General features: G+C 42.8%; 11 protein-coding genes. 6 read left to right on the forward strand and 5 right to left on the reverse strand.

Translation table 11 applies throughout. From position 1 onward, the window contains the following. Window positions 1–9: 9 nt before the first annotated feature. A complete protein-coding gene (locus PV763_RS09570) occupies window positions 10–2,196 on the reverse strand; it encodes a LysM peptidoglycan-binding domain-containing protein (protein ID WP_420937760.1) in 2,187 nt (728 codons plus the stop codon). Window positions 2,197–2,211: 15 nt separating this feature from the next. Then, entirely contained in the window at window positions 2,212–5,013 is a 2,802-nt protein-coding gene (locus PV763_RS09575; protein ID WP_035341112.1) for a type VI secretion system Vgr family protein, read from the reverse strand. A gap of 246 nt (window positions 5,014–5,259) precedes the next feature. Between PV763_RS09575 and PV763_RS09580 the strand changes: the two genes are divergently transcribed. Beyond that, on the forward strand, window positions 5,260–6,414 hold the full coding sequence (locus PV763_RS09580) for a methionine aminotransferase (RefSeq protein WP_420937761.1): 1,155 nt from the start codon (window positions 5,260–5,262) through the stop codon (window positions 6,412–6,414). Between the two features lie 128 nt (window positions 6,415–6,542). Then, on the forward strand, window positions 6,543–7,907 hold the full coding sequence (locus tag PV763_RS09585; RefSeq protein ID WP_005249600.1) for an MATE family efflux transporter: 1,365 nt from the start codon (window positions 6,543–6,545) through the stop codon (window positions 7,905–7,907). Between the two features lie 107 nt (window positions 7,908–8,014). Here PV763_RS09585 and PV763_RS09590 read toward each other — a convergent pair whose 3' ends face one another. Then, entirely contained in the window at window positions 8,015–8,872 is an 858-nt protein-coding gene (locus tag PV763_RS09590; RefSeq protein WP_420937762.1) for an SDR family NAD(P)-dependent oxidoreductase, read from the reverse strand. A 223-nt stretch (window positions 8,873–9,095) separates the two neighbouring features. Between PV763_RS09590 and PV763_RS09595 the strand changes: the two genes are divergently transcribed. From PV763_RS09595 to phoR, 3 genes are all read left to right on the forward strand, one after another. After that, a complete protein-coding gene (locus tag PV763_RS09595; RefSeq protein ID WP_420937763.1) occupies window positions 9,096–9,773 on the forward strand; it encodes a TetR/AcrR family transcriptional regulator in 678 nt (225 codons plus the stop codon). A 249-nt stretch (window positions 9,774–10,022) separates the two neighbouring features. Then, window positions 10,023–10,733, forward strand: a complete 711-nt coding sequence (gene phoB, locus PV763_RS09600; RefSeq protein WP_004280972.1) for a phosphate regulon transcriptional regulator PhoB — start codon at window positions 10,023–10,025, stop codon at window positions 10,731–10,733. Window positions 10,734–10,758: 25 nt separating this feature from the next. After that, complete coding sequence (phoR, locus tag PV763_RS09605) at window positions 10,759–12,117, forward strand: phosphate regulon sensor histidine kinase PhoR (protein WP_148334838.1); 1,359 nt, start codon at window positions 10,759–10,761, stop codon at window positions 12,115–12,117. 46 nt (window positions 12,118–12,163) lie between these two features. Here the strand turns inward: phoR and PV763_RS09610 are convergent, their stop codons facing one another. Continuing rightward, entirely contained in the window at window positions 12,164–12,814 is a 651-nt protein-coding gene (locus PV763_RS09610) for a glutathione S-transferase family protein (protein WP_420937764.1), read from the reverse strand. A gap of 160 nt (window positions 12,815–12,974) precedes the next feature. After that, window positions 12,975–13,922 carry a pirin family protein gene (locus PV763_RS09615; protein ID WP_420937765.1) on the reverse strand — a complete coding sequence of 316 codons (948 nt, stop codon included), beginning with the start codon at window positions 13,920–13,922 and terminating at the stop codon, window positions 12,975–12,977. Window positions 13,923–14,423: 501 nt separating this feature from the next. Here PV763_RS09615 and PV763_RS09620 point away from each other — a divergent pair. Further along, window positions 14,424–15,746: a GGDEF domain-containing protein gene (locus PV763_RS09620; protein WP_420937766.1), complete on the forward strand. Its 1,323-nt coding sequence runs from the start codon at window positions 14,424–14,426 to the stop codon at window positions 15,744–15,746. Window positions 15,747–15,925 lie beyond the last annotated feature (179 nt).

The following is a 15,925-nucleotide window of genomic DNA, read 5'->3' on the forward strand; positions in this document are numbered from 1 at the left end:
ATTTAAAACCTATTTATTTGAATGATAAGCATGAATTTTTTCAAATATAACTTTAACTTTTTCGGTAGAATGTTTATTTGCTTTATTCGTTTTAGATTCATGATAACCGATACTACCATCAGAAATAATTCCATATTTATTCTTTTCTCCCTTCGGTAAAGCAATTGAAGCCCACTCTTTCGAAGCATCAACCATGGCCTGCTCTACAGTTTTATCACCTTTAATAATCAAGCTGTAGATAGATGAACGACCTCTTAATAAATGCTCCTTAAAGACTCTTTCTTGCATAGCAGGATCATATAATTCATTACCACTCAAATTTAGTCTCGCTTTAGCTGCTGCTAAAGTAGAAGGAATTGTTTGATATTTTCCAGTGGCAAATCTTCTTCTATTGTCATCCCATCTATATTTTTTCGCAGCGTCTAAAATTTCATCAATAGTTTTTTCAGTGATTGTACCTGGCAAGTCATTCATTTTTCCGTATTTAACTCTTTTTCCTTCTGGAGCTCCTGCATTCCAAGCTTCATAGCTACCTTCACCACTAGCAATCGCATCACCTAATTCTTTTACCAGATCCTCAATAGTTTGATCTGTTATTTTAGAAATAGTAGAAGTATTTACGATTATTCCTGCACAATTTAAAATAGAATTCATATTTAGTGATTTAATAATCTCAACTACCGGATTTCCATTGAGATCTTTAATTTCTTTTTTGAAGTATTCATCATTAAAGCAAATACTTGAGAATCTTGTCACATCAAAATGAACCCAAGTAGTTGCTCCATTTGCTCCACTCTTAAATTTTTTTGGTTCTAAATATATTTTATCAGAAGCCCTTTCTTCACTTGCTCTCATTTTTATAGTCATAATTTTTTTTCTAATAAACTCTATATCTTCTATAGCCTTAGTCCTCTTCCCATTTTTATTAATATGTATATCTAATGCTAAACCCATATGATTTACTGTAGTTCTGCCTTTTTTCTTATTATCATTTATACATCTATAACCAGATTCTATATAAGCCACTTCAAGACCTTTATATTTAAATTCATTTTTTAAATAAAAATTTAATGCTTTTAATATCCATATTAAAGATCTATGCAATCCTGGATATTCATTAGCAGTATTCAAACCAGATTTAATACCTCTTCTATTATTACCATAACCTGAACACTGACCACAGGGACAACTAGCTTTAGTCATAAAATTTGCAATTCCATATTCATCACGGAACTTATCTAAAGCTGCTAAAAAACTTCCGCATATTTTTCCAGTTTCAGGAACCCCCATATAATCCCGTTGAAATTGCTTTATACATTCCGCTGTTAAAGGAGTAAATTCATCTGTAGGTAATGCGCCACCAAAGCCTGCTAGCCTGATATTAACCTCTCTAATAAGTTCACTTTTGCCTTGAGATATACATTGAGGATTAGTTTTACATAAATTGGAAGTATCAGTTTTCGGTGTTCCGCCATCCTGACTGCGATCCTCTTTCATATCAATTTTTATTGCATCCGATAAAGCTTTCTTACCTTCTTCATACCATTCATTAAGCTGCTCTAATGCTTTCTTCTCATACTCTTCAACTGTATTCACAATTCCTTTATCAGCCTGTTTAGTCTCTTTTTTACTTTTCTCTGATGATTGAGACTTATTATTTTGAGAAGCATTTTTTTGAGGGTTTGGCTTTCTATCAATACTTGTATTATTTCCTGTAGCAGGCATATTAATTGGAAGTTTAATTACTTGTCCTATGCTGATTTTATTGACATCTTTTATCCCATTCAGCCTTTCGAGCACTCGGATTGTGGTGTGATACTGTTGTGCAATAGATGATAAAGTTTCACCTTTTTTAACCTTATGTGTTTTACGTTTATAACTTCCTTTATTTTCATTATTTTCTACTGTTTTTAAATCCAAGAGAATTTTAGGACTTATAACCGTAACCAGCATACGGTCTTTCGCCATTATGAAAGTCTGAACTTTTTTCATACCTCCACCTAAAAGGCTTTTGACATATATATCTAAAACCGTTCCTTTGTCCCTTTGAATTTCATAAAGGCACCCCTTGGAATTGGTAGAACCCCGTACTACATGTTGACCTGTCTTACTATTTTTGACTTCATATTGAACTTTAGGAATTGGATTTCCTAACAAATCTAGAATTTGTACTGTTGCTAAAGACTTATTTGTCATTTTTATTTTTATCTCCTATTTATTATTCTGCTCAATCAGGTCATCAACATCATAACCTTGGACACTTAATCCCCATTCATCATTGAGCCCTACCAAAATTTCTACTTTAGAGGAATCAGCTGTAGTAATTTTTCCAGTACGACCGTGCGCATCAAGCTGACCTGAAATATACGAATTAGTATCAGGAATAAAAGCTTTATAATTTATTGAACTGAAATCGGACTGCCAAAATAGATCATATATATCCAGCCTATTGCTATATAAAGCATTATTCGGAAGCTGAGGTATTTCATAAGAGACTTTAGCCCCTCCCATAAAATTATGTTGCCCCGCCTTACACTCAAATTTTCCGCCAGTCGTGACAAATACCCCGCCACTATTTACCTTAATTTGAGACCCTCCAGCGGTCAGTACAATCTCTTTCGGACTGGTGATTTCGATCTTGTCTTCAGTCGAAATAAGCTTGATTACCTTGCGGGCAATCGCTTCAATTGCATCATCTTGGGCTTGTATTTCAATTTTGCCTTGAGCTGCATAGACACTTACGCCTTCTTGAGCAGCGAACAAACTGATCCGGTCCTGTGCATGAGCAACTAAAGATTTCTGTGTGGAAAAATGAATATTGTCCCCCGCACTCTGATTGATTTGCTGATCAGCGGATAAATGGATATTTTCCTTTGTGCTCAGTGCAATCGATTGGGGTGCGGTTAACAGCATCACCGCCTGTTTAAATGCAGTAGCTTTGCCCCGGTCTTCAGCTTCAATCTGATTCAGAAACTGTTTTAAACTATCAAAAAATTCCAATGGATCAGCCTGCTGTTTTTCTGCAATATCACTCAAGGCTTTACTATGATTGAGATTCGATTCAAGCTGCTCTTTGGCTGGGTCAGCCTCTAGGTGATTGCCTGCTGCTGAATCTTGTCGATAAGTGGAAATCAGCAAGCCGTTTCCTGCTCGTAGGGCACCCCACTGGTCTGTCCTTAGTTCAAAACCTTCACCTCGACCTTCACTGCTTTCACTTTCTTTGGGGTGACTTAGATTTCCCAGATTGAGCTGACTGGCTGCATGACTACTTTGCAGCTGTACACTGATCTGTTCAGGGGTATCATCAAAACGAAGCTGGTTAAAACCTTCGCCATCGACCTCCTGAGAACGGATACCACTAAGTTTTTTGGTCGCAGGAAGTTCTCCTTTCGCATCAAACATGGTCGGATACCGTTCTGCTTCATGAATCCGTCCCACCACAAAGGGCCGGTCGATATCACCTTCAAAGAAGTCAATCACTACAATTTCGCCAATTCGCGGATGCAACCTGATGCCATAACCCTCACCCGCCCAAGGGGTCAAAACATCCACCCAAGCAGAATCGCTATCATTGTCATTGCTACCTGCGCCGCCATCATGCTGATGATCCTCACTCCGGGTAAACAGAAAACGAACTTTCACCCGCCCCCATGCATCGACATGAATCGTTTCACCTTCAGGTCCGACCACTCGAGCCCGTTGCGGATATGCAGCAGGCCGATGAATGAAGGGGTGGTACTCAGGAACAACCTGGATTTCACGGCGCACCATCTGTAGTTCATTGGCCTGTCGTTCGTCCTGTGTCATCTGCCAGCCGCTCTTCTCAAGCAAACTGTCCAGCTGAGATAAGATATCTTTGGGTAAATTGTTCTGGTTATAAAACCGCTTAGCTAAAATCAGAAATTCACGTTGATGGGCAGGATGCTGATCAATTTCAGGATGCTGTTGCAGTTCAAACCAGTATCCAACCTGAGCATCTCGTACGCTGCTACTGGCTTTAAAATATTTAGACTGCAAAGCATGATAGTCACTGAGCTGCTGATTGAGTCGATCCAGTTGGGCTATACCAGATGCTGTCACCTGATCCTCATGATTTAAGTCGCCGGTCCAAGCCGGACTGATGTTCCACGCATCTTCAAGCTGAAGAGTGGCATTTGCATGGATATCACTTTGCTGATGATTACTGAATAAAGGCTGGCTTTGATCCTGGGCAAGTTGCTGGGCATGCCAACGCTGGGTCTGGGTACTATTCGGATTGAGCTGACGTACCGCAATCAGACTGTTCAGCGTGTCGAGCTGTTCGGTGGCATGACTGCGATGAAACCGGATGGAGCGGCGTTTTAAAGCTGAAAAACATTGAGAATGATCTACCAGTTTTAAAAGCTGAGCTTGAATCTCGCTGGCTGATACAGGTACAGTTAATTGCTTTTCATCAATCAGCCAGTTAATTCCTTCGCTACGCCATAAACGGGTCAGAAAATCATAATCCGATTCATTAGACTGCATCACAAAAGGCCGGACATCATAGTCTCGGCTGAGTCCTGTCAAATCCAGGCTGAGACTGGCCGCGAATAATGCACTTCTGTTTTGCCATTCACTGAACAGGATTTCACTGATCTCGCGCACCGTCTTATTCATAAAAACCCGACTGTTACGGCGCTTCTGCCAGAGTGCAGTCGGATCATTTAGCGTCAATTTATACAGGGTCAAAGCTCCATCATTCTGCCCTTGACTGGCTGCAGTAATAATGCCCGTAGTCCGGAAAAGTTCACCCCGGTCTGTGACCTGATCAATGGCCACCCGACAGCCGATAAACTGTTTCAAGGCAATATGAGCATGAGTGGAAAGACAGATCAGTTCAGCCTGCAGGCCTTGATTGATCTGATGCTGACCCTCAATACGCTGAATCAAAACCTGATGATTTAAAGGAGGATGTGAAAACTGTAAATGTAGCGCACGATGCTGTCGCTTAAGCCCGAGCTGCTCCACCAGCATATGGATAGGTTTTGGCATTTTATAGTTATAATTTTAAGCTTTATTATTGTGCGGCAGATTTTAGGAAAAGTTATCCATTTCGTCCAGTTCACGATGCATTTCACATAATTAGGCCTTTAATTTATGACCCTTCAATTAAAAATCTTACATTGCATGTGGTACATCTTAATTAAAAATATTGCCCAATATTCCCTATTTTTCTGATTATCCTATACGGAACTTGCTGCTACACTCATTCATATCTCATTCTTCAAGGCCAAGGACATGCTGGAACTCCCTTCTAAATTACCTGATTTGGGCGTGACCATTTTTAGTACCATGTCGGCCTTGGCACAAAAACTCGGAGCCTTGAATCTTTCTCAAGGATTTCCGGACTTTGCAGCGCCTCCTGCCTTGATTGAAGCTTTAAACCGGGCCAGCCAGAATGGATTTAACCAGTACGCACCGGGAGATGGTCTGCCAGTCTTGCGAAGTCTGGTGGCAGATCTCTATCAGCAGCGTGATCAACTGATTATTGATCCTGTCGAGGAAATCACGATTACCCCTGGGGCGACAATTGCGATTTTTTGTGCCATTCAAGCCACGGTGCGTGCCGGGGAAGAAGTGATTATTTTCGACCCGAGCTATGACAGTTATGGACCTGCGGTACAACTGGTTGGGGCAAAGCCAGTGCATATTGCTTTGCAGCATCCTGATTTTTCTGTGGACTGGAATCAGGTCAAAGATACCATTAATGACCGTACCCGCATGATTGTGGTAAATACTCCACATAATCCGAGTGGTAGTGTCTGGTCCAAGGCAGACTGGCAGCAACTGATCGAGCTGATTCGCGAGCGCAATATTGTGGTGCTGTCCGATGAAGTCTACGAACATCTGGTTTTTGACGGCGTTCAGCACTATTCGGCCTGGTCATTTCCAGAACTTCGTGAGCGGAGTTTTGTGATTGGTTCTTTTGGTAAAACCTTCCATGTCACTGGCTGGAAAACCGGATTTTGTATTGCTGCACCCGCACTGATGAAAATGTTCAGACAGATTTATCAGTTTGCCAGTTTCTGTGGTGTGACGCCCGTTCAGGTTGCCTTGGCGGAATATATGCAACTGCATCCTGAGCATATACCTGAACTGTCCTCTTTCTATCAAAACAAACGGGATTTATTTAACTCATCCATTGAAACGTCACGCTTTAAATGGACACCTTCTCAAGGGACTTATTTCCAGAACTTAGATTATTCAGAGATTCGGCCTGAGCTCGATGATTTATCCATGTGCCATTTTCTGGCAGAACAACATGGGATTGTCGCGATTCCAGTCTCTGCGTTCTACCAGCATCCTCCTACAGATTTACGCTTGCTCAGGTTTTGCTTTGCAAAAAAAGAACAAACCTTGATCCAGGCAGGTCAAATTCTTTCAAAGGTTTAACTCATTTTTTAACTAAAAATCTCATAAAATAAATGCCTTAGTTACTTAAAAGCTAAGGCTTTTTCTTATATTCTGCCGAATAATAGCTGCATCAACAAATAGATGATAATTCAATCACAGGATGTCGCATGGCACAGCACTCACTGATTCATCAACAGAATTTATGGAAAGCCTTTCTGGTATTTCTGTTGCCATTAATTGCGACCAATATCCTGCAAAGTCTCTCCGGCACGATCAATACGGTTTTTGTGGGACAAATGCTCGGAGTGAATGCGATTGCTGCTGTTGCCGTTTTTTTCCCGATCCTGTTTTGTCTGATGGCCTTTGTGATTGGTTTATCGGCCGGCTCTACCGTATTGATTGGCCAGGCTTGGGGCGGGAAAAATATAGAAAAAGTGCGCTGTGTGGTCGGTTCAACTTTATTTATGACCTTGATTGGCGGCAGCTTGATTGCACTTTTTGGGGTAATTTTTGCTGAGAATATTCTCTTGGCGCTTGGCACAGATCCGGATGTGATGCATTTATCCTTGCCCTATGTGCAATGGATGCTGGCGGGTAGCCCCTTAATCTTTATCTATATTATTTATACTTCCATCTTGCGCGGTGTTGGGGATAGTACCACCCCCCTGTTTGCTTCCGCACTTACCATTGGGGTCGGGTTGGTGGTGACACCGGTACTGATTGCAGGTTATTTTGGCTTTCCTAAAATGGGTATAATCTCGCCGGCGATTGCCACCATTCTGGGAAATCTGGCGGTCCTGTTGTTTTTAATCCTGTATTTGAATTATAGGCAGCATCCGCTCAAACTCGACTGGGCCTTATTAAAAAATATTCGTCATCAACCACAGTTAAGCAGAATGATCTTGAAACTGGGGGTTCCTACTGGTGTGCAAATGGTCACCACTTCAGTTGCCGGACTGGTGATTGTCGGACTGGTCAACCGCTATGGTGCAGAAGCAACAGCGGCCTATGGCGCGGTCAATCAGGTCTTAAATTATATTCAATTTCCCGCTTTGTCGATTGCGATTGCCGCGTCTGTATTTGGTGCTCAAGCGATTGGTGCAGGTAAATCAGATCTGCTCAATAAAGTTACCCGGACTGCGCTGAGTATGAATATCCTGTTTACCGGCGGTCTGGTGATTCTGGCCTATCTGTTCTCCAAATATCTGATGGCGCTATTTATTACCGATCCTAAGGTTGTAGTACTAGGACAACAACTGCTGTTTATTGTGCTGTGGTCAATACTGTTTTTTGGTGCCAGTGCCATTTTTGCTTCGATCATGCGCTCAAGTGGTACGGTGACCGTGCCAATGCTGATCAACATTTTTGCCATTCTCTGTATTGAAGTTCCCGCCGCTTATCTGTTTAGCCGGTGGTGGGGCTTGGAAGGTATTTGGTATGCCTACGCGTTGGCCTTTGTCAGCCTGTGTATTTTGCAGGGACTGTATTATCAGTTTGTCTGGAAGAAAAAAACGGTTGAAGCGTTGATTTAGATGCAGGTTTTTTTACGTGCCTAAAGCATTACAGGAGTTAATACTCTCATTTGCAAAAAATTAGCCCCTATCACAGCGATAAAAAAACCCGCTTTCGCGGGTCTGTTTTACAATTTCTTAAGCAGATTTTTTTTCTTTTTGCCAAACTGGGTCGCCAGTGCAGTGACATGCTGATAACCGGTCGGCAAGATCCGCTGAATCAGGTCAATCGCTTTGGCATCATTACCGATCAGTAGACGGCGTTTGTCTTTTTGTACCGCCTCCAGAATTTGACGGGCAGCTTCTGCAGGTGGACAACGCAATAATTTATTAAAATTACGGGCTGATTTTTCCGGATTCATACCTAAAGTCAGCAGGCTGTTATTCATTTTTGCCGCATTGGCAATATTGGTACGGATACCCCCCGGATGTACACACAGTGCACTCACCCCACAATTTTCCATATCCAGTTCCTGACGCAGGGATTCAGTAAAACCACGTACCGCAAACTTGGTCGCGTTATAAGCAGACTGGGTCGGTTGAGCAGTCAGACCAAACAGGCTGGAAATATTGATGATATGACCATCGCCGGTTTTCTTGATCAAAGGTAAGAATTCTTTGGTTCCGTAAACCACGCCCCAGAAATTGATTCCGACAATCCATTCCAGTTCTTCATAAGATGCCCCTTCAACGGTTGAACCCAATGCAACGCCGGCATTGTTAAAGATCATATTGACACTGCCATGATCCTGTTCGACCTGTGCCGCCCAATTACGCACCTGCTCCAATTCTGCTACGTTTACTTTCTGAATGGTGACACGAACATCACTCTCTTTGAGCAATTCAAGTGTTTGTGCCAGACCTTGTTCATTGATATCACTCAGCGCCAAGTGACAACCCTGCTGGGCCAGTAATATTGCCAGTTGCTGGCCAATCCCTGAACCTGCACCGGTAATCGCAGCGACTTTATTTTTAAAATTTTTCATTCAATTTCCTTATGTAAAGAACTGCCATTCCATGACAGCAGGATCTTGTTCTGTTGTTTCAGGAGCTAGCACAGATCCTCAATATAGTTTTGACAATATAGATTGTCAATAATTATCCCATGCCCTTAGAGGCCAAATTTCAGGGCAGCATTTCCATATAGGTCTAAGCGTGATTTATTGCTAAGATATTTAAAATCTTCATGCAGATGAGCACACAGGCCTTATGACCGATTCAATCGACTCAGCAGCAAAATCACGACCCTCCAAAACTAAGGAACGTCAGTTTAAAGGCCTGTCGATGGCTGAACGGCAGCAGGCACGTCGTGAAAAGCTCATCGAAGCCGGAATTGAAGCCTATGGCAGTTATGGTTTTTTTTCAGTTACCGTCAAAGATATCTGTAATGAAGCCAAACTAACCGAACGTTATTTTTATGAATCCTTCAAGAAAAGCGAAGATCTGTTTCAGACCATTTTCTTAAAACTGATTGATGAACTGCAGCAGAATGTGATGCAGGCCATGATGCAGGCATCGAGTGATCCGAAAAAAATGATCGAAGCCGGTTTGAGTGCGCTGCTCACTACCCTGCGTGACAATCCGCGCATGGCACGGATCATTTATATCGATGCCATGCTGGTGCAGGAACTGCATAATCAGGCCACCATTCATGAAACCATGTCACGTTTCGACCGCATGATTCATGCCTTTGTCATGTTGATGATGCCGCAGTTAAATCGCAGCGAGCAGGAAATTTCATTGGTGTCGACCGGTTTAAATGGCTATGTCACCCAAATTGCCATTCGTTGGGTGATGAGTGGTTTTAAGCATTCGCTTGAGGAAGTTTTATCGTCTTGTAGTGTGGTTTTTTTGGCGCTGCTCGAGTCATATTCAGAGAAAAAATAGATTTTAAATCATGTGTTTAATAGATTTCTATCTCTTCTGTAGTAAATGAAATCTTTATGCTGTACTACGAAAATGAGTAAAATTAATTTATGATTTTTTAACAAGTTTCTGCATTATATTTGTCACAAATCTTTGCGAATATCAGCAGTTTTTCCCTTTCTGCAATGATACTGTCATAATTAGTCTTTGTAATAAGCCTGTCATAAATATAAAACGGTTCACCGTTTACATGAAATAGGGTATTGCGTTGTGAAAGATGACTACATATTAATCGTCGATGACGAGCTCCCGATTCGGGAAATGATCCATACCTCTCTGGATATGGCCGGTTTTCAGTGCTTACAGGCAGAAGATGCCAAGCAGGCGCATCAGATGATTGTGGATCAGCGTCCGGCACTGATTTTGCTGGACTGGATGATGCCGGGTGGTGTCAGCGGTGTGGACCTGTGTCGTCGTCTGAAACGTGATGAAAGCCTGTCAGAAATTCCGGTGATCATGCTCACAGCACGCGGTGAAGAAGACCACAAGGTACAAGGTCTGGATGCCGGTGCCGATGACTACATGACCAAGCCATTCTCGACCCGGGAACTGGTCTCACGGATTAAGGCGGTACTGCGCCGTGCCAATGCCCTGAGCGGTGAAAAAACCATTGATGCTAACGGACTGATTCTTGATCCGGTCAGCCAGCGGGTGAATTTTGGTAACAACATTCTGGAAATGGGGCCAACTGAATACCGTTTGCTGGCCTTCTTCATGACCCATCCGGAACGTGCCTATACCCGTGCGCAATTGCTGGATCAGGTGTGGGGCGGTAACGTCTATATTGAAGACCGGACTATCGATGTGCATATCCGCCGTTTGCGTAAAGTGCTGGAACCTTATGGTGTAGACCGTTTTGTACAGACCGTTCGCGGAACAGGCTATCGCTTTTCGACCCGTTCAGATGTCGCTTTAGGTTAATATCTTTTAAGGTAAATCTTGTTTTATGTATGAACCCTACCCTGTCCCCGAACTGGCACGCGAACACAAAAGAATCCGTTACAGCAGTTTATGGGATTTTGCGAAGCAGGATTTACGCCTACTGGCTTTTTTCCTAATTATCGCCAGCTTTATCGGTTTTGGGATTGGGTATTTCTGGATTTGTATCGTAATTGCCTTCGTGGCATTCTTTGCGACCCAAATGCGTTCCTTATATCTGGTCAATGAATGGATTTCCAATCGCCCCTATGATGTTCCACCGAATATTGGCGGGATTTGGGGTGCGCTACTTTTCAATGTTTATCGCGCCCAACGTCAGGAACGGATTGTTCAGGCGGAAATGGTCGAACTGATTGATCGTGCACAATCTTCGCTAGTGGCCTTGCAAGAAGCTGTGGTGCTGCTTGATGAAAACCAGCAGATTGAATGGTGGAATCCGGCGGCTGAACGTCTGCTCGGAATCTCCAGTGATGACCGTCGCCGTAATATCCTGACCTTGCTACGCCAACCGAGCTTTATCGAATATTATCACCATATTGATGAATCTCCCGACGGCCTGAAAATGCGTTCTTCGCTGTTTGAAGACCACTATGTGCAGGTTAAAATGACCCGTTTTGGCGGAGAAAGTCGGGTACTGGTCGCTTATGATGTGACCCGGATGCACAATCTGGAACAGATGCGAAAGGATTTCGTCGACAATATTTCCCATGAACTGCGCACTCCTTTGACCGTGCTCAGTGGCTATATTGAAACCTTTACCGATCAGGAAGATATTAATCCGCGCTGGAAACGCGCTTTTGATCAGATGCAGTCGCAAACCCGACGCATGAATGCTCTGGTCAACGACCTGCTGCTGCTGTCACGTCTGGAAAATGATAAGAATATTGCCAAAAACCAGATCATTGAAATGCCGAGTCTGATGAACCAGCTATTCGATGATGCCCAGGCCTATAATATTGATTATGGTCATACCCTGAATCTGGACATTGACAGTCATTGCGATCTGATCGGTTCAGATATGGAATTGGCCAGCGCTTTTAGCAACCTGATCACCAATGCCATCAAGTACACGCCTAAAGGCGGCACCATCACCATCGGCTGGCATGATGATGGTGAATCCGCCTATTTTGTGGTGCAAGATAACGGCATCGGTATTGATCCCAAACATCTGCCACGACTGACCGAGCGTTTTTACCGGATCGATTCAGACCGCAGCCGCCGTACTGGCGGTACCGGTTTGGGACTCGCGATTGTCAAACATGTGCTGATGCAGCATCAGGCACATCTGGAAATTGAGTCCAAGGAAAATCAAGGTTCTACCTTTAAGGTGATTTTCCCCAAAGAGCGTCTCAGCTTTCCAGAATAAGATAACCCTCAAAAAAGGTGCCATCGACACCTTTTCTTTTAAGCGTTTAAGAGCTGATCTGTTTTTCTTTGGACAGTGCACGCGCATAGGCAGCACGTTGCGACACCCGTTTCAGATAGGCTTGAATCGCTGGATAGCTTTGGCCTGTCCGGCTCTGCATGGCCTCCAAAGGAAAACTCATTTGAATATCTGCAAAACTGAAATGCCCGGCAAAATAATCATGCTCGCTTAAATAGCTTTCCAGAAACTGGATATGATCTTTTAAACGGCTCTGTACAAACTGTTTTTTCACTCCATCACAGATTTTCTTGGCCACCGGCCGAATCAGCAACGGGGTATGTTTTGGTACAGTGGTCATCACCAGTTGCATTACCAGCAGCGGCATCAATGAGCCTTCTGCATAATGCATCCAGTAACGGTACTGGGCTTTGCCGGTAATATCTTCTGGACGAAATTGTTGCTTTTCATCATAAGTTTCCTGCAAATATTCCAGGATCGCCGCAGATTCTGCCAGTACCTGAGACTGATCGACCAGAATCGGAGCTTTGCCCAGCGGATGAATCTGTTTTAAGGCCGGTGGCGCAGAAAGGTTGGGCTGACGTTTATAGTATTTAACCTCGTAATCCAGTCCTAATTCTTCCATAGCCCACAGAATACGAAATGATCGTGATTGTTCAAGATGATGTAAAACACGCATATTAGACTCATGATTTTATTGTTCTTACTTTTTGAGCATAACAAAAAGCAGCAGACTCTAGCTCATTTTTTGATGACTGTAATGATATGTATTCTATGTTGCAGATTCACTATTTAAGTTCAATTCAGACAGCGCTCTACATTCTCATCATTTTTAGCATTTATCGGGAAGCACGCATCTGGTCTGGAAATGCAGGCGCTTCTAAACGTGGCCCATCATAGGCAGGAATGGAACCAAAACGTTCATGACCTTCAATCCATTGTTCCCGCGCAATTTTAAGTTCCTCTGTCGTACGCCCAACCAGATTCCACCACAGTAAAATCGGGCTTTCAAATGGCTCCCCACCAATCAATAGCACCCGGCTCCCGGCATGAACTTCAGCGTTGACCTGCTGTAAGCCCGGCTCCAGGATCAGCATATTGTCCTCTGTCAGTTCATGTCCATTGATGCTGGCCGTACCTTCAAGCACCATAAAGCCATATTCAAATTTCGGATTCAGCGGCAAACGCATACTGCTACTTTCAGCTGCGTACAAGTCTACTCCGAGTAGTTCGCTATGTACTTTAACCGGTGATCTCGTTTTTAAATATTCTCCAACCAGCACGGTAAACTCGATGCCTTGTTCATTTATGACCGGCAATTCAGGATAATGTTCAAAACCTGGTGCCATATTGATCTTGTCGTCCGGCAAGGCAATCCACAACTGTGCTGCATGCATATGCGTTTCACTTTCAGGAGAGACTTCGGTATGTGAAATGCCATAACCCGAGGTCATCAGATTGACCTGCTTGGGACGAATCAATTGCTGATTTCCCAGACTGTCATTGTGCATCATGCTGCCTTCGATCATCCAGGTAAAGGTCTGCAGACCAATGTGTGGATGAGGGCCGATATCCAAACCATCTCCTTGCGGGAAACTGGCCGGACCCGCATGATCCAGAAAACACCAGGCACCAATCATGCGCTTATGCCGGCTCGGCAAGGCGCGTTTAATCACGGTGCCCTGCCCGATTTCCGCGCGACGTAAAGGAAACTCCTGAATAAACTGATTCACGTACTTTTCACAATTATCGGAATTCGACAGTTCAATATCACTATTATTCGACATGGCTGAGCTTACCTCGGCATTTTCATTCTACTTTTGAGTGGCTGAGACATGCATTTGACCGATTCAAGATGCCTCTCTGTTCAGGACAATGTACAGGGTCTATGGGCAAAATCTATCCCTGGAAATATTTAGATACGTATAAAACTCCTCATTAGTTCCATCAATTTAAATCCTGAAAAGCTGATGAGATTTGTATCCAAAGCCCCAAACTTGAGTTTTAGCAAGTCAATCATGATTTAGGTACATGGCGTTATGAGTTTAAATAAACTGAAGATCAGGAATGTCATTAGTCCATGTTTCACGTGAAACGGAGCAACAACAACTAAAGATCCCAATGAATAAGATGATTATTCATGTATTTCAATCACTTTCAATTTTACAAAACACAAATTTTGTTACGTTTTAGCTTTAAAAACTTCCCGGATACCCAATTTTTGGGAGGTTATTTTTTACTCAATCACGGCATAATAGGCACCTATAAAAATAATACTGGACCAGGACATGTCTGCTCAGAATGAAAATATATATTCAACGGCGAATGTATCTTTTCAAAATTCGACGACCGATAAATCACTGAAATTATCTGAATGTGATCTGCAGAACCGTCAGCTGATTGAACAGGCGCTGACAGATCCTTATGCCCGTATTCCTGCCCCGTTTCAGCAGTATTTTCATGATTATGTCTATACGCATAGTCATCATAACTTGCGTCAAATTAACTATCTGGCGCAAATTGCCTTTTTACTCTATTTCTTTGCCGATATTCTGATTATTCCAGATATGTTTTTTATTTCTGGTCTGATGCGCGTCGTTCTGGTTCTGGGCGCGATGTTTTGCTGTTATTACCTATTTAAAAAACATAAAAATATTCAGATTCTGGACAGAATCTTGCCGATAGGCACCACGGTGGCTGCAGCCGCCTGGATTGGCTTACTCGCGCTTTCAACCAGTCCGCATGTTGCCACCTATATTTACGCCTCTGCGATTTTTATTCTCATCGCCAATCTCTGTGTGCAGACCCAGTTTAAAGTCGCGGTCTATTGCTCCATCTTGATTGCCCTATTTATCATGCTTGGGGTATCGCAGTTCATGAGTGCTTCTCAAGCCTTTATTTTTAGCGTGGTCTTTAGTCCACTGTGGTTTTTTAGTATTTATATTAACTGGAATAATATTCTAAATGTGCGGCGTTCTTTTCTGCGCTCTCTGCTCGATGAATGGAACTATCAAACCTTAAAGAATCTGGCCCATACTGATGATTTGACCCAGCTCTACAACCGTCGCCATTTTGTCGATATGGCTGAACGATCTATTCATCAATGGCCTAAACATGCCAGTAGCTGCCTATTGATGTTTGATGTCGATCATTTTAAAAATATTAATGATAGCTATGGGCATGATGTTGGTGATCGGGTACTACAACTGATTGCTGAGGTGACCCGTAAAGAAATGCGGCATAGCGATGTACTGGCACGTTTTGGCGGGGAAGAGTTTATCGCCCTCCTGGAAGATACTCAGCTACAAGACAGCCTGGTGATTGCAGAACGAATTCGTTGTGCAATTCAAAAGCAGTATATTTATGTCGAACCCAATCATGCCATCCGGTTCACCATTTCGATCGGTGTAGCAGAACTGGAATCACATACCCAGACTCTGGAAGATCTGATCAAACAGGCCGATATCGCCTTGTATCAGGCCAAGAAGTCTGGCCGAAACCGGATTGAGGTCTATCATCCTGATATGCTGAATAAGCCCAAGCCTACGACAGAAAATCCCTGGAATGTATTTAAGCCAGGCACTCAACCGGCCCAGTCAACGGCGAATTAAAGCTGAATCATTGGTCTGTTCTATAAGCTAGGATCATTCTTAGAATGCGTTAATCGGGGATTTTATTTTATAAAATAAATTTGATTCTTCCACTTTTAAAATATCCAACAAAAGAATAGAATATTTTTTATACAACTATATATAAATTTCATCTCATTCATTTTTATATATTTTAATTT

This window comes from Acinetobacter sp. AS5, from assembly GCF_048957595.1.
Classification (GTDB): domain Bacteria; phylum Pseudomonadota; class Gammaproteobacteria; order Pseudomonadales; family Moraxellaceae; genus Acinetobacter.

Coding starts and splice junctions, on each gene's coding strand:
- PV763_RS09575 (WP_035341112.1), bottom strand. CDS start 5,013: ATGCCAAAACCTATCCATATGCTGGTGGAGCAGCTCGGGCTTAAGCGA.
- PV763_RS09585 (WP_005249600.1), top strand. CDS start 6,543: ATGGCACAGCACTCACTGATTCATCAACAGAATTTATGGAAAGCCTTT.
- PV763_RS09580 (WP_420937761.1), top strand. CDS start 5,260: ATGCTGGAACTCCCTTCTAAATTACCTGATTTGGGCGTGACCATTTTT.
- PV763_RS09595 (WP_420937763.1), top strand. CDS start 9,096: ATGACCGATTCAATCGACTCAGCAGCAAAATCACGACCCTCCAAAACT.
- PV763_RS09590 (WP_420937762.1), bottom strand. CDS start 8,872: ATGAAAAATTTTAAAAATAAAGTCGCTGCGATTACCGGTGCAGGTTCA.
- PV763_RS09570 (WP_420937760.1), bottom strand. CDS start 2,196: ATGACAAATAAGTCTTTAGCAACAGTACAAATTCTAGATTTGTTAGGA.
- phoR (WP_148334838.1), top strand. CDS start 10,759: ATGTATGAACCCTACCCTGTCCCCGAACTGGCACGCGAACACAAAAGA.
- PV763_RS09615 (WP_420937765.1), bottom strand. CDS start 13,922: ATGTCGAATAATAGTGATATTGAACTGTCGAATTCCGATAATTGTGAA.
- PV763_RS09610 (WP_420937764.1), bottom strand. CDS start 12,814: ATGCGTGTTTTACATCATCTTGAACAATCACGATCATTTCGTATTCTG.
- PV763_RS09620 (WP_420937766.1), top strand. CDS start 14,424: ATGTCTGCTCAGAATGAAAATATATATTCAACGGCGAATGTATCTTTT.